The sequence below is a fragment of the Aeromonas sp. MR19 genome, from assembly GCF_963899305.1.
In the GTDB taxonomy this organism is placed as follows: domain Bacteria; phylum Pseudomonadota; class Gammaproteobacteria; order Enterobacterales; family Aeromonadaceae; genus Aeromonas; species Aeromonas bestiarum.
Genome location: NZ_CAWQWZ010000052.1, coordinates 162,430 through 185,091, shown reverse-complemented (window position 1 = coordinate 185,091; position 22,662 = coordinate 162,430). Strand labels below are relative to the sequence as shown.

Genomic DNA, 22,662 nt, shown 5'->3' with positions numbered 1-22,662 from the left:
GTCCCCATTCTAACCAGAGCCGCGCCCCGTCGCCATGACCTAGGTGGCGAGAAACGCTTGCCCCCACATTTGTGCCTGAAAATAGATGGGGGTCAGTTTGGCGGGATCCAGCTGATAGCTAGGCGCCAGCTGGGCAAGCAGCGGCCAGTTCCCCTGCTCATAGGTCTTCACTAGCTGGAACAGATGAAAGAGCGGCCCCTCGCTGGACTCGAGCGCCCGCTTCACATCCTTGGGCAGATGGGCCTTGAGCTGCTCGGAGAGCAGCGAGCCATCCAGCACCAGCCCCACCAGAAACGCCCAGCTGGCGGCGGCCTTGCCGAGTGCGGTCACGGCGATCAGCTCGCAGAAACGGCCACGGGCGATGGCCATGCGGGTACAGGCCTCCGGCATGTGCTGACTGACCCGCGCCAGCCCGTAGATGAGCACGAACTTGCGGATCTCCTGCTCCCCCAGATAGGAGAGCGCCCGCGTGACCGAGACGATGGGGCTGGCGTGATCGAAGCCGGGGGCGTTGACATAGGTCATCAGCTGGCCCGGCAGCCAGGCGTCCTGCTCCAGCAGGCTGGCGACCCTGGCAAAGGAGAACTCCTCATGGCAGATGATTTGCAGTATCTCCTGCACCAGCTTCATGTCCGGCTGGGCGGCGCGCTGATTCACCAGCTCGGGACGCGCGAGGAAACCGCCGGCGAAGAAGTCCACCCCCGCCTCCTTGAGCGGCAGAAAATCGCCCCAGGTCTCGATGTCGAGCGCCATCCGCTTGTGCTCGGTCGGCTGACTGATCCCCTCCTCCCCCATCCAGAACACCAGCAGCCGGGAGGCGTTGAACCAGCGGGGCTCGCGCTGGGCGCCGTGCACGGCCAGGCGGCGTCGATAATCGCGCCACTGGGCCAGTACGGGAAAGGAGGCGGGCAACCGCTCGGCCGAGGCCTCGACCAGTGGGATAGTGTCCTGATCGAACAGCAGGGGGCGTTGCTCATCGAGTTGTTCATGGCTGAAGGGCAGCAAGTATTGGCGCCCCTGGGCCAGCAGACGGCATTGCGTCGCGAGAAGAGTCCATTCGGCGGGGTCGGCAAGCTGATAGTCCATGCCATAGGCAACGAGGGCGAGACGACGATTGAAGATGGGATAGCGACGTAACAACATGGGCTCACCGATAGGCTAGCGTACACGCCCTCCCCTGCGACTTGGCATGATAGAGCGCCTGATCGGCCTGTTCGGTCAAGCTCTGCCATGTTCCATCCAGCGAGGGAACCAGATAGCTAAAGCCTATGCTAACCGTAATGAAATCAGCAACTCGGGAAGCCGGATGTGGGATCTTTAATTCACTGAGCCCCTCGTGAATCCGCTCCGCCAACCGCTCGGCCTCTTCGGGTTGCGGGCCGCACAGCAGGATCACGAACTCCTCCCCGCCGTAGCGGGCCACCAGGTTGGTGCGCCGCCGCTCCGCCTCCTGCAGCAAACTGGCCACCTGTTGCAGACACAGATCCCCCTTGGCATGGCCGAAGTGATCGTTGTAGGACTTGAACTCGTCCACGTCGATCATCAGCACCGCCAGCAGGCCCTGGTGACGACGGGCCCACTCCCACTCCCGCTGCATGGTGAGATCCCAGTGGCGACGGTTGGCTATGCCGGTCAGGGGATCCTCCAGCGACAGCAGCGACAGCCGCTTGTTGGCCTCCTCCAGCGCCCGGTTGGTCTCCGCCAATTGCATGGTGCGCTCGCTGACCCTCAGCTCCAGCTCCCGGTTGAAGCGCTCCAGCGCGGCCTGGGTGCGCTGACGGATCAACAGCTGGGAGAGCATGGCCGCATACTGCTTGAAAATCTCGCTCTGGTACGCCTTGAGCGGCCGCCGCCACAGCAGGTTGTCGGCGGCGATCCAGCCGATGGGCGTGGCGCCGTCCCACAGCGAGACCATGGCATTCCAGCCGCGCCCCACCTCCTGCTTCTCGTAGTAGAGCGGCGCATCTTCCAGCACCAGCACATAGTCCTTGCGACGCAGGGCCTCCTGCACTGTGGGGTGCTCCGGAATGGGGCTGATGAAGTGGTGCTCGTCGATGAGTTCACCCGCCTCGTTGGTGCCCCAGGTGCCGTGCATTGTCTTGAACTCGGCGTCGACCAGGAAGATGGCGATGCGGTCGAATTGCAGATCCTGACGGGCCAGCGCCACCGCATCGTGCAGCAGCTGATGCTCGCTGTCGCAACGGGAGAGTTTGACCCCCACCTGATGCAGCGCCTGCAACATGCTGAGGAAAGAGTCTTGCAGCGCCTGGCTGCGGATGAGGTCGGCCTGGGTGTGCCTGCGCTGATCCCGCTCCTGATCGATCTGGCTGGCGAGCAACCGGCTCTCCAGCTCGGCGGCCAGGTAGTGCATCAGCAACTGGATGCTCTGCTGCTGGCGTCGGGAGAGGCGATCGAGGCGACGGCGAGTCTCCAGATAGACCACGGCCTTGAGCCCCTTCTGGCGTTTGAGCGGGAAGCAGGCACGCAGGCGTGGAATTTCGGGTTCGACCGTCTCCCAGACATCGGTCGTCGGGGCTATCTGCTCCACCACCAGCTGGCCCTTGTCGAAGGCATGTTCGATGAAGATGACGGGGAGTTTGAGGGGGGCGGCAATGTCCGCATTCAGGCAGATCAGCCCCTGATCGAGCTGAAAGCTGTAAAGTTGGGACTCGGGAGCCCGCAACCAGAGGTAAATTTGTTCGGCTTCTGTCTTTTCCCTGACCGTTGCCAGCGTCACTTCACAGAGATGTTCAAAACTGGTGAAGTGCTCTGGATCCCATTCCTGCATGCCTGCCATCCTTGGTTGTATCCAAGCGAGTATATCGGCAAACCTTGCACATTAATTGACTAGGCAGTCAAAAGCGCGATCCAGAGCCCAATTTTTATAACAAATTCAATGCCTGCATCGCGCTGCGGATGCGCTCGCGGGTCGCCTCGGACAGCGGCATCACCGGCAGGCGACACTCTTCGCTGCAAAAGCCCAGCAGGGAGACCGCATACTTGGCGCCCGCCGGGCTCGGCTCGGCGAACATGGCCTGATGCAGCGGAATGAGCGTGTCCTGCAACTCACGGGCAGCCTGCCACTCACCGGCCAGCGTCAGATTCTGCACCTCGGCCACCAGCTTGGGTGCCACGTTGGCCGTCACCGAGATGCAGCCCTGGCCGCCACCTATGTTGTAGGCCACCGCGGTGGCATCTTCGCCGGAGAGCCAGGCGAACGGCTTCTTGATCAGCTGGCGCTCGGTCCAGGGGCGGGCCAGGTCGCCAGTGGCATCCTTCACGCCGGCGATGCGCGGCAGCTCGGCCAGGCGGGCCAGAGTCGCCGGTTGCACGTCCACGATGGCGCGCGGCGGAATGTTGTAGACGATGATGGGCTTGGTCGTCGCATCGTGTACCGCCTTGAAGTGGTGGTAGAGCCCCTCCTGATTGGGACGGTTGTAGTAACCGGCCACATGCAGGGTCGCATCGGCCCCCGCCTGCTCGGCGTGGCGGGTGTATTCGATGGCTTCGACCGGGTTGTTGGAGCCGGCGCCGGCAATCACGGGAATGCGCCCCGCCACCTGCTTGACCACCAGTTCCACCACCCGGCAATGCTCGTCGTGGGTCAGGGTCGGGCTCTCACCCGTGGTACCGACCGGCACTATGCCGTGGGTCCCCTGCGCTATGTGCCACTCCACCAGACGGGCCAGGGCGGCCTCATCCAGCTGGCCCTGTCGAAATGGGGTGATCAGGGCAACTATCGAACCTTGAAACATGGGATTTCCTTCTCCGTTGACTCGCATATGGCAATAAAAAACCCCGGTACGGGCTGCGCAACCGGGGTTTGAATCTTCTCAGGGATGAGAGGTTACGCGCGAACGTCGGCAGGCCCGAATGTCAGGCTTTTCTTGTGCTTTCGTTTCAACCCGTTGAACCGCATTTCATCATCTCTGGTCAAAAAATGGTGTCTGGGCATATTTCGGGAACACGGCATAAATGTCAAGGCGAAAGGGGCTATGTATAATGGCCGCCCAAAATTGTGTGGAGAGACCCGATGAGCAGCCCTGTCAGTGCCGTCAGCCAGATGCTGGAACGAAACCAAGCCCTCTTTGTCGGCAAGCGGCTACTTGTCTGCGGGACGCTGGAGGATGACTATCCCCGCCAGCTGGCCGAGCTGGCCCTATCCATGACAGTATTCACCACGGACTATTGCTACTACCGCAGTCAGCAGGCCGCACTGGGGGACACCATCCAGTTCGATCACCAGCTCGGCGGCGCCCCCCGTTTCGATGCTTTGCTGCTGCTGATGCCCAAGGCCAAGGCCGAGGCGCAATACCTGCTGGCCATGATGACCCCCCTGCTGGAGGCTCGCGCCGATCTGTTTCTGGCCGGTGAGAATCGCGGCGGCATCAACGGCGCCGACAAGCTGCTGGCCCCTTACGGCGACAAGCCCATCAAGCGCGACTCGGCGCGCCGCTGCTCCCTCTATCACTGTGAGCTGAGCAAACCGGTAGCGCCATTCGAACTGGACGCCTGGTTCAGCCGGTATGAATGCAAGGCGGGTGAGACAGAACTGACCGTGCTGGCGCTGCCGGGGGTATTCAGTGCCGATGAGCTGGATCTGGGCAGCCAGATGTTGCTGGCCAGCCTGCCGCCGATGCGGGGCAAGCTGCTCGATTTTGGTTGCGGCGCCGGTGTCATAGGGTCAATGCTGGCCAAACGTAATCCGGATCTGGCGGTCAGCATGGTGGATATCAGCGCGCTGGCGCTGGAATCGAGCCGCCGCACCCTGGCCGTCAATGGCTTGCAGGGGAAGGTTCATGCCTCTGACGTTTACTCCGACATTGCTGAAAAGTTTCAACATATCGTCTCGAACCCTCCCTTCCACGCCGGGCTCAAGACCTTCTATGCGGCCACCGAAACCTTCCTCGCCAAGGCACCGGAATACCTGTCGGCGAATGGCGGTCTGACCATAGTCGCCAACGCCTTCCTGCGATATCAGCCTATACTGGATACGCACTTCAAACGGACCGAAGTGGTCAACAGCGACAGCAAATTCAAGGTGTATCTGAGCAAAGTGTAAATAAGTGTAACCGGTGTAATAAAACAAGTAGAGGGCCCCATCCGGGATCTGATAAGGTAATTGTCAATCGTTTAACCACCCCTTTAGGGGTGTTTTTTTGCAGTGAGCTGAAAACCTTTTCATATCATAAATTCAGGGAGAGAAATACGATGGCAGGCATACTCACCATGATACTGGCAGGCGGCGAAGGAACCCGTCTCCAGCCGCTTACCACCACTCGCAGCAAGCCCTCTGTCCCGTTCGGCGGCAGCTATCGACTGATCGACTTCGTCCTCAACAATTTCGTCAACGCAGACTTCCTGCGCATCTACGTATTGACCCAATTCAAGTCCCAGTCCCTCTATCTGCACATGAAGAAGGGCTGGAACATAGTCGGCATCACGGACCGCTTCATCGACCCCATTCCTGCCCAGATGCGGATGGGCAAACGCTGGTATGACGGCACGGCCGATGCCATCTACCAGAACCTGCGCTTCATCGAGATCTCCGACCCCGAGCACGTCTGCATCTTCGGCTCCGACCACATCTACAAGATGGATGTGAGCCAGATGGTGACCTTCCACAAACAGAAGGCCGCCGCCCTGACCGTCGCCGCCCTGCGCATGCCCATCGAGGAGGCAAGCGCCTTCGGAGTGATCGAGGTGGATCAGGAAGGGCGCATGATAGGTTTCGAAGAAAAACCCAAACATCCGAAGCACATCCCGGGGGATCCCACCCAGGCACTGGTCTCGATGGGAAACTATATCTTCGAAACCGAAGCGCTCTACCGCGAGCTCAAGCGCGATGCCGCCGAGGAGAACTCCAGCCACGATTTTGGCAAGGACATCATCCCCAGCCTGTTCCCGCGCGCCCCCGTCTATGTCTACGACTACAGTACCAACGTGATCCCGGGCGAGAAGCCCAACGTCTACTGGCGCGACGTGGGCACCCTCGACTCCTACTGGCAGGCGCACATGGATCTGGTGGCGGACGACGCCCCCTTCTCCCTCTACAACCGCAAGTGGCCGCTGCACACTCACTATCCGCCCCTGCCGCCCGCCACCTTCGTCGATACCGACGATTGCAAGGTCAAGATTGCCAACTCCCTGATCTCCGGCGGCTGCTTCATTCAGGGCAGCCAGATCCAGCGCTCCATCCTGGGTTTTCGCTGCAATATAGGCCCCTGCAGCCACATCAGCGAGTCGGTGTTGCTCGGGGATGTGAAGATTGGTGAAGGCTGTTCCATTCGACGCGCCATCATTGACAAGAACGTTGAAATTGCACCCGGCACCGTGATCGGTGAAAATCTGGACCATGACAGAGAGAGATTTACCGTATCCGAAGGCGGTATCGTCGTGGTACCTAAGGGAGCAAGAGTTGGCTATTAACCCACTGAAAATCCTGTTTGTTGCCTCGGAAGTTGAGGGGCTTGTGAAGACCGGGGGCCTGGCGGACGTGGCCAGAGCCCTGCCGCTGTATCTGGCCCAGAAGGGCCATGACGTCAGGATCATCTTGCCCTTCTACAAGACGATCAAACGCCGTGATGAGGCCAGACTGATCGCCTCGCGCTGGTTGCCAACCCATCCGGGACTGCCGGATATCGGCTATCGCATCTATCAGATGGAGCTGGAAGGGGTCTGTGTCTACCTGCTCGATTGCCCGCAATATTTCGATCGACCCCAGCTCTACGCCGAGAACAACCAGGCTTATGGCGACAATGGTGAACGCTTCGCCTTCTTCTCGGCCGCGGCCCTGCATGCTTGCGAACAGCTCAACTTTGCCCCCGACATAGTGCACTGCAACGACTGGCATACCGGTCTGCTGCCGCTGCTGCTCAAGTCCCGTCATGCCCATAACCCCTTCTTCCAGCACACCCGCAGCGTGATCAGCATTCACAACGCGGCCTTCCAGGGGGTGTTCGGGCGGGAGCAGTTCTGGGCCATGCCCGAGATTGCCGAGTATGAACAGCGCATCAGCTACGACTACGGTCACATCAACCTGCTCAAGTGCGGGGTGCTCTATGCCGACAAGATCAACGCGGTCAGTCCCAACTACGCCAGCGAGCTGCTGACTCACCTGGGCGCCCACGGCATGGCCAGCATCTTCCAGCAGCGGGCAGCCGACCTGCGCGGCATTCTCAATGGCTGCGACTATCAGGACTGGGATCCGGCCTTCGACGACTTCCTGCCCGCCACCTATGACGTCGACAACCTCGCCGGCAAGCGGATCTGCAAACAGACGCTGCAACAGGAAACCGGCCTGCCGGTGGCGGATCTGCCCATCTACGGCATGGTGTGCCGGCTGACCGAGCAGAAAGGGGTGCACCTGTTGCTGCCGGTGCTGGACAAGTTCCTGCATCACAAGGTGCAGGTGGTGATAGTGGGTTCGGGGGATCCCTCACTCGCCGCTCAGTTGCAGGCCATGGCCCAGCAGTACCCGGACAAGTTTGCCTTCATCAACACCTATGACGACCGGCTGGCCCACCTGGTGGAAGCGGGCGCCGACTTTTTCCTGATGCCCTCCCTGTTCGAACCCTGCGGTCTCAACCAGATGTACAGCCTGGCCTACGGCACCTTGCCGCTGGTGCGGGCCGTCGGTGGCCTCAAGGATACCGTAGTGGACTGGGATGCCGATCCTGAGCACGCCACCGGCTTCTGCTTCAACGATCCGACCGCCAACATACTGCTCGATGCCATGCGCCGCAGCCTGCTCTATTACCTGCAGGATCCCGAACGGTTTGCCAGAGTGCAGCGCAACGCCATGAACACCCGCTTCAACTGGCCGGACTCGGTCACCCAGTATGAGCAGATGTATCGGGACGCCCTGGCGCGTCAATGACGCTAATTGCTGAAGTTTTGTGCCCTTAGCACAGCTTTGAACGTCAACAGCGAAAAAAGTCCCCTTTGGCTGTTGACGCTCTTCCAAAACTCTATAGAATCCCCCACCGCAGTGATGCGAAGGTGGCGGAATTGGTAGACGCGCTAGCTTCAGGTGTTAGTGTCCCACGGATGTGAGGGTTCGAGTCCCTCTCTTCGCACCATACTGCAACATGCTTTTATCAGACAGCATGTCAATCCAGACTGATAACCCGAATGTGCGAAGGTGGCGGAATTGGTAGACGCGCTAGCTTCAGGTGTTAGTGCCCCCCGGGTGTGAGGGTTCGAGTCCCTCTCTTCGCACCATGCTTCTCCAGACAGCATGTAAATCAAAACTGGTAACACAATGTGCGAAGGTGGCGGAATTGGTAGACGCGCTAGCTTCAGGTGTTAGTGTCCCACGGATGTGAGGGTTCGAGTCCCTCTCTTCGCACCATGCTTCTCCAGACAGCATGTAAATCAAAACTGGTAACACTATGTGCGAAGGTGGCGGAATTGGTAGACGCGCTAGCTTCAGGTGTTAGTGCCCCCTGGGTGTGAGGGTTCGAGTCCCTCTCTTCGCACCATGATTCTGACATGTAAAAACAGAGCAATGCGCTCCAACCGCATTTAAAAACCAGCTGGAGAAAATCAGTGTGCGAAGGTGGCGGAATTGGTAGACGCGCTAGCTTCAGGTGTTAGTGTCCCACGGATGTGAGGGTTCGAGTCCCTCTCTTCGCACCATTCATTACATAAAAAGCCCATCACGCAAGTGATGGGCTTTTTGTTTTTACTCCTTGTTATGACTATGCTTTTGACGACTTACCGCCCATCGTCATGCCAAGGAACGCATATGATACTGGATACCGACATTCACAACTTCTACGAGCATCTGGTGCTCAAGGAGATTGAGAGACAGGGTCTGAACCTGACGCTGAACGCCAACCAGATGGCCGACCTCTGCTGCCTGACCCTCAACCAGCTGCCCTCCCACTACATACGTCACGACGTCGACATGATCTACTTCCTGACCGATGCCAAGCGTACCGAGATGGAGAAAAACGTCATTGAGTCGCTCAAGCTGGCACAGGAGAAGGTTCAGAGCGCCCCCATCCCCTGATCCTCACCAGGGCTGCTGCCAGATCAGAGCCGCTATGCCGGTCATCCCGGCCACCGGCAGCAGGATAAGGGCAGGCCTCAGCCTGGGTTCCAGCATGACCCAGGCGGCCAGCACAAAGCCAAGACTCCAGATGCCGTACTCCTTCTCCTGACCCCAGCCCAGCACGGCCAGCAGCCCGACCAACAACATGACTCTCACAATCCAGATCATGGTGATGCCTCCTCTCGCATTATTTGATAACGATTATCATTTGTATTTTTGGAGTATGCAATCGGACTTTTCTATCAGAGTCGAATGTCCCATAGGGGCAAACAGAGCACTCAAAAACGGGTTATGAGATCAACTAATTTGTAAGTTTTTCAATCAAAAATGCATTTTTGCTAAATCTGTTGGGATTTGTCCCCCCAGGTTTGTGGTAGATTGCGGCCTCTTTTTGGGTTGGCCCCTCGGGATACGTGTATCCACAGGACGAGAGGGACTGACCTTGGCGAGCAAGAGTTTAGGAAGTATCTATGCAAAACCAACAAAACCACATCCGACTACCGGGCATGTCGCAGGTGTTTGCCTGCCTGGCCATTTTCCTGGCCCTGGCCTTCTCGTTTACCAGCGTGCTCGACCTGCCAATCCAGTTGGCGCTGTTCATCGCCTGGTTCGTCATCATGGGGCTCGGCATCAAGCTCGGCCATGATTACAAGTCCCTGGAGCAGGCCGCCGTCGATGGCGTCTCCAAGGGGATGGGGGCCATCCTGATACTGGTCTCCGTCGGTGCCCTGGTCGGCACCTGGATCGCCGGCGGCATAGTGCCCAGCATCATCTACTTCGGTCTCAAGGTGATACACCCCTCCATCTTCCTGCTGGCGACCCTGATCATCTGCTCCCTCACCTCGCTGGCCACCGGTACCTCCTGGGGCTCTGCCGCCACCGCCGGCATCGCCATGATGGGCATTGGCCACAGCCTGGGCGTCCCCGCCCCCCTGGTGGCCGGTGCAGTGCTCTCCGGTGTCTATTTCGGTGACAAGCTCTCCCCGCTCTCCGACTCCGTGGTGCTGGCATCGACCATGTCCAACGTCGATGTGGTGGAACACATCAAGGGGATGCTGCCCATCAGCCTAGTCTCCTATGTCATCACGGCCGTGCTGTTCACCCTGGTCGGCATGCAGTACTCCGGCAATGTCAGCCTGGAGCAGGTCAATCTGGTGATGGAGGCGCTCGACAAGCAGTTCAACATCACGCCGCTGGCCATAGTCCCCGTGGTGCTGGTGCTGGGCCTCTTGGCCAACCGCAAACCCGCCTTCCCGGTGATCAGCTTCGGCGCCCTGCTGGGCCTGATCTGGGCCATCGCATTTCAGGACATGGATCCGGTCAAGGCGATGCACTCCGCCTACAGCCCCTTCCCCATCATCTCCGGCATAGACTTCATCGACAACATCCTGGGTCGTGGTGGCATGGAGTCCATGCTGGGCTCGGTGGCCGTGATCATCTTCGGTCTGGGCTTTGGCGGCCTGCTGGAGAAGGTCGGTATTCTGGAAGTGATCGCCGCCGCCTTCGAGAAGCGCATCAACAGCGTCGGCAGCCTGACCAGCCACACCATAGGCACCGCCTTCCTGGCCAACGTGTTCGGCTCGGCCATGTATGTGTCGCTGATCCTGACCCCCAAGATCATGGCCAAGAACTACGACCGGCTGGGGCTGGCACGCAAGAACCTCTCCCGCAACGCCGAGTTCGGCGGCACCCTCACCTGCGGCATGGTGCCCTGGAGCGACAACGGCATCTTCATGGCCGGGGTGCTCGGGGTCGCTACCCTCGACTACCTGCCCTACATGTGGCTCAGCTTCACCTGCATCATAGTGACCATCACCCTCGCCTACCTGGGCAAGGCAGTGAACCGGGTTCCGCTGGTGGCCGCTGCCAGCTCCCGCTAATCGTTGCGAGATCAATGACAAAGGCGCCATCACGGCGCCTTTTGTTTGAGCGGGATTCGAGGTTAAGCTGGCAACCACCCCAGTCGCGAGTGGCAGGATGCCCAGATGAATTTTACCTTTCGCCAGATCCGCTATTTCGTCGCCGTGGCCGACAGTTTCTCGGTCAGCCGCGCCGCCGCCGAGCTGCACATCTCCCAGTCGGCGGTCACCAGCGCCATTCGCGAGCTGGAAACCGAACTGGGCGCAGCCCTGTTCGAGCGCAATCCGCGCGGGGTCAGCCTCACCACCCAGGGCCACCAGTTTCTGCTGCACGCTCGCCGCATCCTCGGCGCCATGACGGAGGCAGGCCAGTCCCTCAAGGCGGTGGCCCAGCAGGATCAGGGGCAGCTCACCATAGGCGTGACGACCCTGGTGGCCGGTTACTACCTGTCGGAAGCGCTCGGGCGCTTTCGCCGCGCCTTTCCGGCGGTGCGCATCGAGGTGAAGGAGGATGAACAGCCCTATCTCGAGCACCAGATAGTCAACGGCGAGGTGGACGTGGGGATCCTGATGACCAACCGCACCATCCGCCAGGAGGCGTTCGATACCGAGCTGCTGACCCGTTCACCGCTGCGGGTCTGGCTCGCCGCCAACCACCCGCTCTGCGCCGAATCGACCCTCTCCCTCAAGGCGCTCGGTGAGGAGCCCATGATCTCGCTGACCGCCGATCAGCTGGACCAGATCATCGGCGGCGGCCTGCGCCGCTATGGCATAGCGCCGCGCATCGTACTGCGCACCGCCTCGGTGGAGGCGGTGCGCAGCCTGGTAGCCAGCCAGCTCGGGGTTGCCCTGTTGCCGGACTTTGCCTATCGCCCCTGGTCACTGGAGCAGGAACGGGTCGAGGCCCGCACCATCAAGGAGCCCATTCCCGCCATCGACATAGGGCTGGTGTGGCGGCGCGGCTCGCGGCTGGATTGGACTGCCCGCGAATTCATCGACATAGTGCGGGATCAGAGCCGCTTGCGGGCCCGCCAGCAGGTTTCTCGCTAACCGTTCCCGGAGACCTGACGACCGCATTTGCCACAGAAATTCAGATTCATCTGCACTCGATATCGATTTAGCAGATACCTTTGGCGTTAAAAATTGAAATTCTCATTACCACCGTCTTCTCCTACGCTCATGACTGGTTAACAGGATGTTAATTGCCATTGCGGTATCGCCATGGTTTCCGATCATGCAAGGAGAGCAAGATGAAACTGACCCCCCTGACCCTGGCCCTGATCCCCGCCCTGCTGGCAGGCCAGACCCAGGCCGCCCCGACCGAACTCGGCAAGGGTGAAGGCCAACTCAATATCGTGGCCTGGGCCGGCTACATAGAGCGTGGCGAGACCGACAAGAACTACGACTGGGTGACCGGCTTCGAGAAGGAGACAGGCTGCAAGGTCAGCGTCAAGACGGCGGCGACCTCGGACGAAATGGTGGCGCTGATGAACGAGGGGGGCTTTGATCTGGTGACCGCCTCCGGTGACGCCAGCCTGCGCCTCATCGCAGGGGGCAAGGTACAGGCGCTCAACCTGGCGCTCATCCCGAGCTACAGCAAGATAGATCCCCGCCTGCAGAGTGCACCCTGGCACACGGTAGACGGCAAGCACTACGGCGTGCCCTACCAGTGGGGCGGCAACATACTGATGTACAACACCAAGGTGTTCCCCAAGGCCCCCGACTCCTGGAGCCTGGTGTTCGAGGAGCAGACACTGCCGGACGGCAAGTCCAACAAGGGACGGGTACAGGCCTTCGACGGCCCCATTCACATCGCAGATGCAGCCCTCTATCTGATGACCCACCAGCCGGCGCTCGGCATCAAAGACCCTTACGAGCTGAACGAGGATCAGTACAAGGCCTCCCTCGAGCTGCTGCGCAAGCAGCGCCAGCTGGTGGGCCGCTACTGGCACGATGCCTTCGTCCAGATCGATGACTTCAAGAACGAGGGGGTGGTGGCCTCCGACTCCTGGCCCTTCCAGGCCAATACCCTGATCGCCGACAAGCAGCCCATCGCCACCACTGTGCCCAAGGAAGGGGTCACCGGCTGGGCCGACACCAGCATGGTACACAGCGAGGCCAAGAACCTGACCTGCGCCTACCAGTGGCTGGAGCACTCCCTCAACAACAAGCTGCAGGGGGATCTCGCCTCCTGGTTCGGCTCAGTGCCCGTGGTGCCCGCCGCCTGTGAGGGCAACGCCCTGCTGGGGAAAGAGGGCTGCAAGACCAATGGCATCGACAACTTCGATCGGGTGCACTTCTGGCGTACCCCCGTCTCCCAGTGCAAGAGCCAGGGGACTTGCGTGCCCTACTATCGCTGGGTGTCCGACTATATTGCCATCCTGGGTGGTCGCTGATGCAGATTGATCAGCACGACATCCATCGGTTCCCCTGCGCCAGTAACAGGAGACCCGCGTGTCCTCTGCACTATCGCTGGGTCTCCGACTATATCGCCATCCTGGGTGGTCGCTGAGCTTGAGCTGACTGCGCGCAACCCAGCGGGCCGGACAGGAGTCCGGCCCATCCCTGCACAGACAAGGACGCTCCATGAACGCCGTACAATTTGACCGCATCAGCCGCCACTATGGCGAGGTGAAGGCGGTCGACGACATCTCCTTCCAGATCCCTTCCGGCGAGTTTTTTACCCTGCTTGGCCCGAGCGGTTCCGGCAAGACCACCTGCCTGCGGATGATCGCCGGCTTCGAATACCCGAGCGAGGGGGAGATCCGCCTGTTCGGTGAGCCCTGCTCCCGGGTGCCACCCTACGATCGCAACCTCAACACCGTATTCCAGGACTATGCCCTCTTCCCCAACATGGATGTGCGCGACAACATCGGCTACGGCCTGATGCTCAAGGGCGTGGCCAAAGCGGAGCGTTACCGCAAGGTGGACGAAATGCTGGAGCTGGTACGCCTGCCCGGCGTCGGCAGCCGCAAACCGGGCCAGCTCTCCGGCGGCCAGCGCCAGCGCATCGCCATCGCCCGGGCCCTGATCAACCAGCCACGTATCCTGCTGCTGGACGAGCCGCTGGGGGCGCTCGATCTCAAGCTGCGTGAGCAGATGCAGCTCGAGCTGAAAGCCTTGCAGCGCCAGCTCGGCATCACCTTCATCTTCGTCACCCACGATCAGCAGGAGGCGCTCTCCATGAGCGACCGCATCTGCATCTTCAATCAGGGCAAGATAGAGCAGATAGCCGCACCGGATACCATCTACGACGCGCCGGCGACACCGTTTGTGGCCCGTTTCGTTGGCACAGTCAATCTGTTCGAGGGGGAGCAGGCCAGACGGCTGTGCGGTGACGAGCGCCAGATGATGGTGCGCCCTGAGCGGATCCGGCTCAGTGAGGCCGGCAGCCCCGGCTGGTCGGGGGAGATCCGCGAGGTGGAATACCTGGGTCCCTTCGTACGCTACCGGGTCGATCTCGGCGAGCGGCTCGAGCTTATCGTCAACCACCCCAACGAGGGGCAGGCCCGTCTGGCCCATGGCAGCCGGGTCAGCCTCAGCTGGCCGGAACAGGCCATTCATCGTCTGAATGGCTCCGAGTCCGGGGCTCAGCCATGAGCCTCCCCCACAGTGCGAGCCTTGCCATGAGCCACATCACAGAACCTGCACGCTTGCGGCCATTGCGGCGCCTCTCCACCCTGCTCTATGGTCGACCCGGCCTGCTGCTGGGGATCCTGCTCGGCCCACCGCTGATCTGGCTCGGCGTCATCTACGTGGGCTCCCTGCTGATGCTGCTCTCCAACGCCTTCTTCGGGCTGGATGAGTTCAGCGGCCAGGTACGCCACGAGCTCGGACTGCAAAATTTCGTCGCCCTGCTGCGGGCGGAGAACCTCGACGTCATAGGCCGCACCGTCGGCATGTCGCTGCTGGTGACCCTGGCCTGTGCGCTGCTCGGCTTCCCCATCGCCTACTACATGGCGCGTTACACCAGCGGCAAGACCCGGGCCCTGTTCTACGTCGGCATCATGCTGCCGCTCTGGTCCAGCTATCTGGTACGGGTCTATGCCTGGAAGCTGATCCTGGCCAAGGAGGGGGTCATCAGCTGGCTGGCGGACAGTCTGGGGCTGGACTGGCTGCTGGATGGCATCCTCTCCCTGCCGGTGATAGGCGGCCCCTCGCTGTCGTTCTCGCGGCTCGGCACCTTCATCGTCTTCGTATACGTCTGGCTACCCTTCATGATACTGCCGATCCAGGCGGCGGTAGAGCGGATCCCGCGATCCCTCATCGAGGCGAGCAGCGATCTCGGCGCCACCCCGGCACAGACCTTTCGCACCCTGATACTGCCGCTGGCACTGCCGGGCGTGGTGGCGGGCTCCATCTTCACCTTCTCCCTGACGCTGGGGGACTACATCATCCCCGGCATCATTGGCAACTCCACCATGTATATAGGCCAGGTGGTCTACATGCAGCAGGGCACGGCGGGCAACCTGCCCTTTGCCGCCGCCTTCTCGCTGGTGCCGATCCTCATCATCGCCATCTACCTCACCATAGCGAAACGTTTAGGAGCCTTCGATGCGCTCTAATCCACCCGTGAATCAGGCTTCCGGTCTGCTGAAATATGCCGCCATCGGCGGGCTGCTGTTCCTGCACATCCCGATCCTGTTCATCTTCCTCTACGCCTTCACCAGCGAGAGCAAGAGCTACCAGTTTCCGCCCCCCGGCCTGACCCTGAAGTGGTTCGAGGTGACCCTGAACAGACCCGATGTGTGGCGCGCCATCCAGCTGTCGCTGGAGGTGGCGGGGCTGGCTACTCTGGCCGCCATGGTGCTCGGCACCCTGGCGGCGGGGGCCATAGCCCGCAGCCGCTTCTTCGGCCAGGAGGTGGTGTCGCTGCTGCTGGTGCTGCCCATCGCCCTGCCCGGCATAGTCACCGGCATAGCGCTGCGATCCGCCTACGGCCTGCTGGAGATCCCGTTCAGCTTCTGGACCATAGTCATAGGCCACGCCACCTTCTGCGTGGTGGTGGTCTACAACAATGCGCTGGCGCGCTTTCGCCGCACCAACCAGTCGCTGATTGAAGCGTCCATGGATCTTGGCGCCGACGGCTTCCAGACACTGCGCTACGTGATCCTGCCCAATCTCGCCACGGCGCTGCTGGCGGGGGGCATGCTGGCGTTTGCGCTGAGCTTTGACGAGGTGATAGTCACCACCTTCACCGCGGGCCAGCAGACCACGCTGCCCATCTGGATGTATCAGGAGCTGATCCGCCCCCGCGATCGCCCCGTCACCAACGTGGTGGCCCTCATCATAGTGGCCTTCACCACTATCCCCATTCTGCTTGCCTACTACCTCACCCGCGACGGCCAGGATGTCGCCGGCAGTGGCAAATAATGACTCAACGCGTGCGCAAGGATGCAACCATGAAACTCTCTACCCAACTCTTGATCGATGGCCAGTTCGTGACCGGAGACGGCCCGGCCGAGCCCATCCTCAACCCCGCAACCGGCGAGCTGCTCGCCTCCGTGCCCGAAGCCTCGTTCGAGCAGGTGAACCGCGCGGTGAACGGCGCCCAGCGTGCCTTCGCCCAGTGGAGCCGCACCACCCCGGCCCAGCGCAGCAACCTGTTGTTGCGCCTCGCCGATGCCATAGAGCGCCACGCCGAGGAGTTCGCGGCGCTCGAATCCCTCAACTGCGGCAAGCCCTATCTGGCTGTGCTGAACGACGAATTGCCGGCTGTAGTGGACTGCTTCCGCTTCTTCGCCGGCGCGGCCCGCTGCCTGCAGGGGCCGCTGGCGGGGGAGTACATAGAGGGGCACACCAGCATGATCCGCCGTGATCCCATAGGTGTGGTGGGCAGCATAGCACCCTGGAACTACCCGCTGATGATGGCGGCCTGGAAGATGGCCCCCGTGCTCGCCGCCGGCAATACGGTAGTGCTCAAGCCCTCAGAGCAGACTCCGCTCACTGCCCTGCGCCTGGCCGAGCTCGCCAGCGAGCTCTTCCCCCGCGGCGTCATCAACATCGTCTGTGGCCGGGGTGAGAGCGTGGGGGCACCACTGGTGGAGCATCCGCTGGTGCGCATGGTGTCCCTGACCGGCGATATCGCCACCGGCCAGAAGATACTGCAGAGCGCCGCCCGCACCATGAAGCGCACCCACCTTGAGCTGGGGGGCAAGGCGCCGGTCATCATCTTCGACGACGCGGATCTGGAAGCCGTGGTGGCAGGCATTCGCACCTTCGGCTTCTACAACGCGGGGCAAGATTGCACCGCAGCCTGCCGCATCTACGCCCAGGGCAAGATCTACGACAAGTTTGTCGCCGCCATGACGGATGCGGTGGCTTCCATCAAGGTCGGTAGTCAACGCGAGGAGGGGGTGGAGATGGGGCCGCTCATCTCGGACAGGCAGCGCAACCGGGTTGCCAGCTTCGTCGAGCGGGCCCAGAGCAGCGGTCATGTGGAGGTGACTGCGGGAGGCAAGATCCGCCCCGGCAACGGCTTCTTCTTCGAGCCGACCCTGATCGTCGGCGCCCGCCAGGAGGATGAGATAGTGCGGCGCGAAGTGTTTGGTCCAGTGGTGTCGGTAACTCGCTTCAACGATGCAGAGCAGGTGGTGCAGTGGGCCAACGACTCGGACTATGGCCTCGCCAGCTCGGTCTGGACCCGTGATCTCGGCCTCGCCAGCAAGGTGGCCAGCCACTTGCAATATGGCTGCACCTGGATCAACACCCACTTCATGCTCACCTCGGAGATGCCCCACGGCGGCATGAAGATGTCCGGCTACGGCAAGGATCTCTCCCTCTACGCGCTGGAGGATTACACAGTGCCGCGCCACATCATGGTCAAGCTCTGAAAACGACAAGGCTGGCCCTGGGCCAGCCTTGTCACTTGAGCCGTTTCCCCCGCACTACGCCCCTGAATTGTCCCCATCCCAAGCCCCTGAAACTCAAAGGCAGATGGCTTTCCCTAGGACAGCCGCCACAGCCAATGGTGATCCAGGATCAGCAGACCAAACAGCAGCATCAGGTGGTAGATGGAGAAACGGAAAGTCCGCATCGCCTGACCGGGCCGCTCCGAGTACTTCAGCAACCAGCCGTGCCAGCAGAACAAGAGGTTCAACACCAGGCTGCCGAGCAGATAGATGAGGCCAGACATGCCGATCAGGTATGGCAACAGGCAGATCAGGGTCAGCATCAGCAGATAGAACAGGATGGCCGTCTTGGTGAACTCGATGCCATGGGTGACAGGCAGCATGGGAATATTGGCGCCGGCATACTCATCACGCCTGTGGATCGCCAGCGCCCAGAAATGCGGGGGCGTCCAGGCGAAGATGATCATCACCAGCAACCAGGGCTCGGCCGAGAGCTGCCCCGTGATGCTGGTCCAGCCAAGCAGCGGCGGCATGGCTCCCGCCAGCCCGCCGATGACTATGTTCTGTGGTGTGGCCCGCTTCAGCAGCAGGGTGTAGACGACCGCATAGCCAAACAGGCTGGCCAGGGTCAACCAGGCGGTCAGGGGATTCACGCCCCAATAAAGCAAGGCAAACCCCAGCAGGGCCAGCCAGAGCGCAAACGCCATCGCCGGTTTGGTGCCGATCCGCCCAGTGGCGACCGGTCGCCAGCGCGTTCTGCGCATCTGTGCATCAATGCCACGGTCCAGGATATGGTTCATGGCCGCCGCCGCCGCGGCTAACAACCCTATCCCCACCAACCCGGAGACCATGTTGTCCAGCGAGGCCACCGTCGGCTCAGCCAGCAACATGCCGACCCAGGCCGTCAGCAGGAGCAGTGCCACCACCTTGGGTTTGGTCAGCTGGTAATAGTCCCGCAGCAACCGGATGTCTATGATGCGGGCCAATGACTTGCTGTTCATGTCTGACTCCTGATCGCCCCGGGCGACAGCAAGGGGGAAAGATGGGGGCGAGAGAGCCGCCCACGGGCCAGCACACAACACACCAGCAGGTGTGCCGCCACCAGGTTGTGCGCGAGAGCATTGGCCAGTGGCAGGGCCAGATGGACGTTCGCCAGCCCCAGGGCTATCTGCATGAGCAACAAGGCCAGCAACAATACCCCCAGGGGGCGCAAGAGGTGCCCCTGGCGGATCAGCCCGAGCGCGAAGGCTCCGACCAGCAAGACAGTGCCCAGGGCTCCGAGGCGGTGAACTATGTGGATCGTCTGACGCGCCTCCTTGCCCAGCACACCAAACTCATAGCTGCCATGACCCAGGGGCAGATGAAAAGCCTCTCCCCATGCCAGCTGGTTTTGCCAGCCATCCTGGCAGACCGGCAGTTCAACACAAGCCATGGCGGCATAATTGGCCGAGGTCCAGCCACCCAAGGCAATCTGCACCAGCAGCACGGCGCACGCCAGATTGCCCAGCCAGGGCAAGCCCTGACCACAGATGACAGGGCTTGCCCTGGCGGGGTCGGCCGTCACGTTGACCCGATACAACCACAGCAGGGTCAGGATGGCGAATCCACCCAGCAGATGAGCCATCACGACCAGAGGATGCAGGGCCAGCGTCACAGTCCACATGCCCAGCATGGCCTGACCCAGCACCAGAATGAGCAACGCGCTGGCGATGCGGCGCAGGCGTTGTCCGCAACGCCAGCTCAGCATGAACAGGCTCCCGATGACGCAACCCAATGCACCGGCGAAATAGCGATGCACCATCTCGTTGCGCGCCTTGTGGGGCTCCAGCGGGCTCTCCGGGTAGAGCTGGGCGGCTCGATCGATATGTGCAGATTGAGGGACGGCCAGGGAGCCGTAACAACCCGGCCAATCGGGACACGCGAGTCCGGCATCGGTCAGCCGGGTATAGGCACCGAGCAGTATGACCAGCGTCGCCAGGGCGATGGCGATCGACGCCAGCATCTTCTGACTCTTCATTCAGGGCCTCGCTGATATTTGAGCAACTGTTGCACATCCGACAGCACTGCCTTGCCAAACAGCGGCCACTGCGCCGTGTTGGCCGGCACCTCGTAACGCAGTATGGCCAACCCCTGTGAGTCCACCAGCATGATGTCCCCCGTTTTGATCTCTGCGCCTGCCTCGGGCGCTGGCTCATCAACCAGTTGCACTAGCGCCAGCTTGTCCAGGTTGCGGCCCAATGCGCTCCGGATCCGCTGCATCAGCACCGGTACCTGCTGACATACAGCCTCACACTGCCTGGCCTCCAGATAAACCAGCCGCCATTTGGTCTGGCTCGACGGGAGTGGTTGCAGCAGGTAGACGTCTTTGCTCAGCCATTGTCCCTTGTTGCGAGTGCCGGGTTCATACCAGCCCTGTCGCAACGTCAGTGCGGCCAGCACCACAGGCAACAGGATCACCAACGCAAATGCGACAGGCACCTTCCACTTATCCATCGGACCTCCTGCTCAACACCCAACCGCCACACAGCGTTACCAGCGCCAGTCCCAACCACTGCACCGCATAGGCCCTGTGCTTCTCTGGCGGCATCACATGCTGTTGATAGTGGTAGATAAAAGGAGACGTCTGCTGGTAAAAAACGGCATCGACGAGGGACAAGCCACTGATCCGGTTCAGGCTATCCACCCTGATGGCTTGCAGCCGGTTCGGATAGGGACCCGCTTCTATGTTCTGTCCCAGCAAGAAGCCGCCGGGCTTGATCCGCAGCAGGCCGTTAAGCTCGAACCTTGCCGGAATGACGGGGAGTGGCAACTGCTGACGCTGCGCAGGGGCAGGAAGCCAGCCCAGATTCACCAGCAACGGGGGGGAGTGGCTGTCGGCGCGTACCGGGATGAGCACATCATATCCGGCCTCGTGCGCGACCAGCTGATTGTCCAGCAGCCAGATATAGGGGGCCACCCACTCCACCTTTCCCCGCAATGGTGCACCGTCCAGACGCTCGGCCTGCCGCCAGTCGATCTCGGTCAGCGTCAATGGCACCGCCTGCTGCAGGGTGGCCACACGGGCCAGCCACTCCTCCTTTTCAGCCGCGCGCTGCCATTGCCAGAGTGCCAGCTTGCACAAACCGGCAGACACACCCAGAGTGAATATCAGCAGGATCCAGCGCCTGTGATGGAATGGTCGCTGCTTATGCCACGTCGCCATGTCGCGCATCTTTTGGAGGGCCCTAACATGTTGATCAAGATAGTGCTGGTGCTCATGTTGCTGCTCATCATAGGACAGCTGTTCCATGCTCTCTGGCTGATGTTGAGCACGGGTCAGGCAGCTCAGAAGATGTCGGTTCCACTGGGTCGCCGCGTCCTGTTCTCTCTGCTGGTGGTCGCCATCTTGCTGCTCTCGCTGGCAATGGGCTGGATTGAGCCCAATCCACGCCCCTACTAGACGAATATCAGAGCAGATATACAAAGACAAAGAGGCATAGCCAGACAACGTCAACGAAATGCCAGTACCAGGCGGCGGCCTGAAAGGCGAAGTGCCGCTCGGCGGTAAAATGATCCTTCAGCACGATGCGCAGCCAGATGATCAGGAGGAATACAGTCCCCAGGGTGACATGCAAACCATGGAAGCCGGTCAATATAAAGAAGGTATTGCCATATATTCCGGAGTCCAGCCGCAAACCCAGCTCCCGGTATGCATGCATGTATTCATAGCCTTGCAGCCACAAGAAGGTCAGGCCAAGCAACACTGTGCTCAGCAGCATCCATTTGAGCAGTTCTCTTCTACCCTGCTCCAACCCTGTATGAGCAAACAGCAGCGTCACGGAAGAGCTCAGCAACACCAGAGTGTTGACGAGCGGGATCCCATGCCAGGGCATGGCCTGGGTTTGGGTGCCCCCCGGGGTCTTGAGCATGGGCCAGTGCGCGGAAAAGTCCGGCCACAACAGCTGCGCCGTCATTGCCTTGTTTCCTGCACCGTCCAGCCATGGCATGGCGAGTTGTCTGGCATAAAACAGCACACCAAAAAATGCCAGGAAGAACATCACTTCGGAAAAGATGAACCAGACCATCCCTTGCCTGAAGGAGCGATCCATCTGGGGACTGTACAACCCAGTCATGGACTCATGGATAATGTGACGGAACCAGCCAAAAAACATGAACACCAGCAATATGACGCCCGCCATCATCAGATAGCGGCCAATGCCCGATTGCTTGTGTGCTATTTCATTCACCAGATGGCCCGCACCGAAGGCCAGGAGAAACAGTGCCAGGGCGCCGATAATGGGCCAATGACTCTGCTCAGGGACGTAATAATGCGAGTTCACCTTGGCCATGATTATTTCCTCTGCGCCAACGCATCGGCTGGCTTGGACTGCGTAATGTCATAGAGCGAATAAGAGAGCGTGATGGTGTTGATGTCGGAGGGCAGGGCGGGATCGACATAGAACTTGAGTGGCATCAGCTTGCTTTCCCCTGCCCGCAATTCCTGACGATGGAAGCAAAAACATTCCACCTTCTTTAAATAGGCGGCGGCGGGTCCGGGGGAAACGGATGGGACAGCCTGGCCAATCATGGTGCGATCCGTTGGATTGAATACCCGGTAATTGACCAGTTTCATTTCGCCAGGCCGTATCGATAGCCGATCTGTCTCCTGAGTAAACTGCCATGGCATCTGGGTGTCCGCATGAGCAAGAAACTCCATCTGTATGGTACGTTTGCTATCGATCACGGCGCGATCCGCGCTGGCCGGCTGCTCGGCGGTCTTGCCGTTGAGGCCTGTGATCCGGCAAAGAACGTCATACAGCGGCACCAACGCAAATGCAAAACCAAACATGACGGTGATGACCAGGATCAGCTTTTTCAGCAGAGGCCCATGATTGATTTGTGTCATATGCGCCTC

General features: G+C 60.7%; 22 protein-coding genes and 5 tRNA genes. 17 read left to right on the top strand and 10 right to left on the bottom strand.

The genetic code is table 11. The annotated features are described in order from the left end of the window. Positions 1–39: 39 nt before the first annotated feature. The 3 genes from AACQ95_RS20455 to dapA all read right to left on the bottom strand — a co-directional run bounded on the left by AACQ95_RS20455 (position 40) and on the right by dapA (position 3,755). A complete protein-coding gene (locus AACQ95_RS20455) occupies positions 40–1,143 on the bottom strand; it encodes an EAL and HDOD domain-containing protein (protein WP_043554407.1) in 1,104 nt (367 codons plus the stop codon). Positions 1,144–1,147: 4 nt separating this feature from the next. Beyond that, positions 1,148–2,788: a sensor domain-containing diguanylate cyclase gene (locus AACQ95_RS20450; RefSeq protein WP_103472137.1), complete on the bottom strand. Its 1,641-nt coding sequence runs from the start codon at positions 2,786–2,788 to the stop codon at positions 1,148–1,150. Between the two features lie 94 nt (positions 2,789–2,882). Then, complete coding sequence (gene dapA, locus AACQ95_RS20445; protein ID WP_043554405.1) at positions 2,883–3,755, bottom strand: 4-hydroxy-tetrahydrodipicolinate synthase; 873 nt, start codon at positions 3,753–3,755, stop codon at positions 2,883–2,885. Positions 3,756–4,033: 278 nt separating this feature from the next. Here dapA and rsmC point away from each other — a divergent pair, with 278 nt between their 5' ends. From rsmC to AACQ95_RS20400, 9 genes are all read left to right on the top strand, one after another. Further along, positions 4,034–5,062 carry a 16S rRNA (guanine(1207)-N(2))-methyltransferase RsmC gene (gene rsmC, locus AACQ95_RS20440; RefSeq protein ID WP_241279643.1) on the top strand — a complete coding sequence of 343 codons (1,029 nt, stop codon included), beginning with the start codon at positions 4,034–4,036 and terminating at the stop codon, positions 5,060–5,062. Positions 5,063–5,169: 107 nt separating this feature from the next. Beyond that, positions 5,170–6,429: a glucose-1-phosphate adenylyltransferase gene (gene glgC / locus AACQ95_RS20435; RefSeq protein WP_274454401.1), complete on the top strand. Its 1,260-nt coding sequence runs from the start codon at positions 5,170–5,172 to the stop codon at positions 6,427–6,429. Then, positions 6,419–7,879 carry a glycogen synthase GlgA gene (gene glgA / locus AACQ95_RS20430; protein WP_043137217.1) on the top strand — a complete coding sequence of 487 codons (1,461 nt, stop codon included), beginning with the start codon at positions 6,419–6,421 and terminating at the stop codon, positions 7,877–7,879. Before glgC ends, glgA begins: the two co-directional genes overlap by 11 nt. Before the next feature lie 116 nt (positions 7,880–7,995). Then, positions 7,996–8,081 (top strand) — tRNA-Leu (locus AACQ95_RS20425). A 56-nt stretch (positions 8,082–8,137) separates the two neighbouring features. Continuing rightward, positions 8,138–8,223: transfer RNA gene (locus AACQ95_RS20420), tRNA-Leu, on the top strand. A gap of 44 nt (positions 8,224–8,267) precedes the next feature. Beyond that, positions 8,268–8,353, top strand: a tRNA-Leu gene (locus AACQ95_RS20415). A gap of 44 nt (positions 8,354–8,397) precedes the next feature. Then, positions 8,398–8,483 (top strand) — tRNA-Leu (locus tag AACQ95_RS20410). Positions 8,484–8,554: 71 nt separating this feature from the next. Next, a tRNA-Leu gene (locus AACQ95_RS20405) sits at positions 8,555–8,640 on the top strand. A gap of 109 nt (positions 8,641–8,749) precedes the next feature. Next, positions 8,750–9,016: a late competence development ComFB family protein gene (locus AACQ95_RS20400; RefSeq protein ID WP_043137219.1), complete on the top strand. Its 267-nt coding sequence runs from the start codon at positions 8,750–8,752 to the stop codon at positions 9,014–9,016. Positions 9,017–9,019: 3 nt separating this feature from the next. Here the strand turns inward: AACQ95_RS20400 and AACQ95_RS20395 are convergent, their stop codons facing one another. Then, entirely contained in the window at positions 9,020–9,226 is a 207-nt protein-coding gene (locus AACQ95_RS20395; protein WP_021141290.1) for a hypothetical protein, read from the bottom strand. Between the two features lie 302 nt (positions 9,227–9,528). Here AACQ95_RS20395 and nhaC point away from each other — a divergent pair, with 302 nt between their 5' ends. The 7 genes from nhaC (at position 9,529) to AACQ95_RS20360 (ending at position 17,750) form a co-directional block, all read left to right on the top strand. Further along, positions 9,529–10,938: a Na+/H+ antiporter NhaC gene (gene nhaC / locus AACQ95_RS20390; protein WP_241279641.1), complete on the top strand. Its 1,410-nt coding sequence runs from the start codon at positions 9,529–9,531 to the stop codon at positions 10,936–10,938. Between the two features lie 105 nt (positions 10,939–11,043). Further along, entirely contained in the window at positions 11,044–11,967 is a 924-nt protein-coding gene (locus AACQ95_RS20385; RefSeq protein ID WP_043137224.1) for a LysR family transcriptional regulator, read from the top strand. Positions 11,968–12,167: 200 nt separating this feature from the next. After that, a complete protein-coding gene (locus AACQ95_RS20380) occupies positions 12,168–13,313 on the top strand; it encodes an ABC transporter substrate-binding protein (RefSeq protein ID WP_241279639.1) in 1,146 nt (381 codons plus the stop codon). 190 nt (positions 13,314–13,503) lie between these two features. After that, entirely contained in the window at positions 13,504–14,517 is a 1,014-nt protein-coding gene (locus tag AACQ95_RS20375) for an ABC transporter ATP-binding protein (RefSeq protein WP_043137228.1), read from the top strand. After that, on the top strand, positions 14,514–15,482 hold the full coding sequence (locus AACQ95_RS20370; protein WP_241279637.1) for an ABC transporter permease: 969 nt from the start codon (positions 14,514–14,516) through the stop codon (positions 15,480–15,482). Before AACQ95_RS20375 ends, AACQ95_RS20370 begins: the two co-directional genes overlap by 4 nt. Beyond that, positions 15,472–16,290, top strand: coding sequence for an ABC transporter permease (locus AACQ95_RS20365; RefSeq protein ID WP_103472130.1), 819 nt, complete (start codon positions 15,472–15,474; stop codon positions 16,288–16,290). Before AACQ95_RS20370 ends, AACQ95_RS20365 begins: the two co-directional genes overlap by 11 nt. 29 nt (positions 16,291–16,319) lie before the next feature. Then, positions 16,320–17,750, top strand: coding sequence for a gamma-aminobutyraldehyde dehydrogenase (locus tag AACQ95_RS20360; protein WP_241279635.1), 1,431 nt, complete (start codon positions 16,320–16,322; stop codon positions 17,748–17,750). 113 nt (positions 17,751–17,863) lie between these two features. Here the strand turns inward: AACQ95_RS20360 and cyoE are convergent, their stop codons facing one another. From cyoE to AACQ95_RS20340, 4 genes are read right to left on the bottom strand one after another with little or no spacing between them, the layout of a single operon-like run. Continuing rightward, complete coding sequence (cyoE, locus tag AACQ95_RS20355) at positions 17,864–18,769, bottom strand: heme o synthase (protein ID WP_241279633.1); 906 nt, start codon at positions 18,767–18,769, stop codon at positions 17,864–17,866. Next, positions 18,766–19,785, bottom strand: coding sequence for a COX15/CtaA family protein (locus AACQ95_RS20350; RefSeq protein WP_241279631.1), 1,020 nt, complete (start codon positions 19,783–19,785; stop codon positions 18,766–18,768). Before AACQ95_RS20350 ends, cyoE begins: the two co-directional genes overlap by 4 nt. Next, positions 19,782–20,261, bottom strand: a complete 480-nt coding sequence (locus AACQ95_RS20345; RefSeq protein ID WP_240485611.1) for a hypothetical protein — start codon at positions 20,259–20,261, stop codon at positions 19,782–19,784. The genes AACQ95_RS20350 and AACQ95_RS20345 overlap by 4 nt, the downstream gene beginning before the upstream one ends. Continuing rightward, complete coding sequence (locus tag AACQ95_RS20340) at positions 20,254–20,970, bottom strand: SURF1 family protein (RefSeq protein ID WP_241279629.1); 717 nt, start codon at positions 20,968–20,970, stop codon at positions 20,254–20,256. The genes AACQ95_RS20345 and AACQ95_RS20340 overlap by 8 nt, the downstream gene beginning before the upstream one ends. A gap of 27 nt (positions 20,971–20,997) precedes the next feature. Between AACQ95_RS20340 and AACQ95_RS20335 the strand changes: the two genes are divergently transcribed. Next, positions 20,998–21,207, top strand: a complete 210-nt coding sequence (locus tag AACQ95_RS20335; protein ID WP_241279627.1) for a DUF2909 family protein — start codon at positions 20,998–21,000, stop codon at positions 21,205–21,207. Between the two features lie 7 nt (positions 21,208–21,214). Here the strand turns inward: AACQ95_RS20335 and AACQ95_RS20330 are convergent, their stop codons facing one another. Both AACQ95_RS20330 and AACQ95_RS20325 read right to left on the bottom strand, forming a co-directional pair. Next, complete coding sequence (locus AACQ95_RS20330) at positions 21,215–22,096, bottom strand: cytochrome c oxidase subunit 3 (protein ID WP_241279625.1); 882 nt, start codon at positions 22,094–22,096, stop codon at positions 21,215–21,217. Between the two features lie 2 nt (positions 22,097–22,098). Next, the gene (locus tag AACQ95_RS20325; RefSeq protein WP_241279623.1) at positions 22,099–22,653 is read right to left on the bottom strand and encodes a cytochrome c oxidase assembly protein; all 555 of its coding nucleotides are present in this window, start codon (positions 22,651–22,653) and stop codon (positions 22,099–22,101) included. Between the last annotated feature and the right edge of the window lie 9 nt (positions 22,654–22,662).